General features: G+C 67.4%; 1 protein-coding gene. It reads right to left on the bottom strand.

Annotation, left to right across the window (positions count from 1 at the left end; all coding sequences use genetic code 11):
- Positions 1 to 8: 8 nt before the first annotated feature.
- The gene (locus ACWD68_RS41830) at positions 9 to 404 is read right to left on the bottom strand and encodes a hypothetical protein (protein ID WP_451811710.1); all 396 of its coding nucleotides are present in this window, start codon (positions 402 to 404) and stop codon (positions 9 to 11) included.
- Between the last annotated feature and the right edge of the window lie 1199 nt (positions 405 to 1603).

Raw genomic sequence — 1603 nt, 5'->3', positions numbered from 1 at the left:
CGGCCGCCTTACCGCCGGACGAGTGTGAGCCGATCAGCCCACCGAAGAACCTGTAGGCCAAGCAGACGAACCACACCTGATTCCTGATAGACCCCGCATGCATGCCCGGCCGGGGCGGATCTGGACATCGATCGGGGGAGCAGGGCTTCGACGAGGCTGGTGCAGCGGGGCGCGCCGATGCGGCGGGCCAGAAGCAGGGATTGTGTGGCGGCGGCTGCGGCGGGCTCTGGCTCCTTCTGGTCGAGGTGGCTGGCGGCCTGGTAGGTGAGGAACACTCCTCGGGTCTTGTCGCGTGCCGCAGGGAGCAGTTGCTCGCCTTCGGTGATGAGCCGGTGGGCGCGGCCGGTGTCGCCGAGGTCCGGAAGAGCCTGGCCGGAGTCGACTGCGAGATCGGCCTCGGACACCCAAGAGCACCAGGCGGGCCGATCGGTCCCGGAATCGCTGAGGTGCTTTTCCGCAGCGGCGAGAGCTCGTAGGACTGCGCCGCGCTCGTTCTGTGCTGCGAGGGCGGAGTTGGAGGAGGCAGCGGGGTTCTGCGCGCGGGTCAGCGCGTGGTGAGGATGCTGGCTGCGGTGACGGGACGTTAGGGCTCTTGACACCGGTCCTGTGGCCGTCGGTCTCAAGGGCGCTGTCGTGCCCGGTTGTCGGTGCCACCCACTACCGTAGATCTCCTAGTGAACGGCATGCCGCGAACCGCCGTTTCCGCTGCGGCCCCGCGCCCACGCCGAATCCGGGGGAGTGCCGCCGGACGAGGACTGAAGTCGGGTCCCGCGCAGCACGCACCACATGAACACCCGTCTGTTCGGCTGCACCCCTTCACACGACGTCCGGCGGGAAGAGTGGAGACCCGCTGCATCGGAGACGACCGTGACCAGAATCCGGCAATGACCACATCAAGCGGCAGGCGCGGATTGCCCGCGACCCTCGACCGAACTGGTCCGTGTGTGCGCCGGCTTGGCGCATCCCATCGTCGGCGGCCGCTGCGCGCGTGCCGCCGGCCATGAGCTGATCGACGGCACCTGGTCCTGGTGCTCCCCGGAGCCTCACCTGCCCGAGTACATCTGGCGTGGCCGGCCTCGATGAGCCCGGCCGAGCGCACGGCCTGGGAAGCCCAGGCCGAGGCGGTGTACTGGGCGGACCTGGCGGACCAGGTCCGCGAACCGCATGACCCCGCACGAGGACAAGTACCAAGATCTGGTGTGGGACGCGCTGGAGGAGGAGATCCCCCCACGCCGTGCTTTGCGTTCTTCGGGTTCCGCTCGCACGGCAGCTATCCGGGCCCCATGTAGAGCGTGGTCGGGACCGGGCTATGGCTGAGACCCTAGACCGGGCAGAGGAAGTCGAGTTCTCAACCTCTCGCGCACCGGTCACGGCGTGGCAGGACACTACGTGTACAGGCGCTCCAAGCCGCCGTTCAGATACCACCAGCTCTCTGCGAGAGCGTGAAGCAGTGCCGTTTCGGGGCTGTTCGGGTCGTAGGCCGTGCGGCTCTTGGCACCTCTCGGGTAAGACGACGTTTCCTTTGGCGAGGGGAGTCGTTGTGTTGGTATGACGAGTCTTGCTGAGCATCTGGTCTCGGATGAGTTGTGGGAGTTGTTTCGGC

The organism is Streptomyces sp. NPDC005141, assembly GCF_053599975.1.
This window is presented reverse-complemented; position numbering and strand designations above follow the sequence as displayed.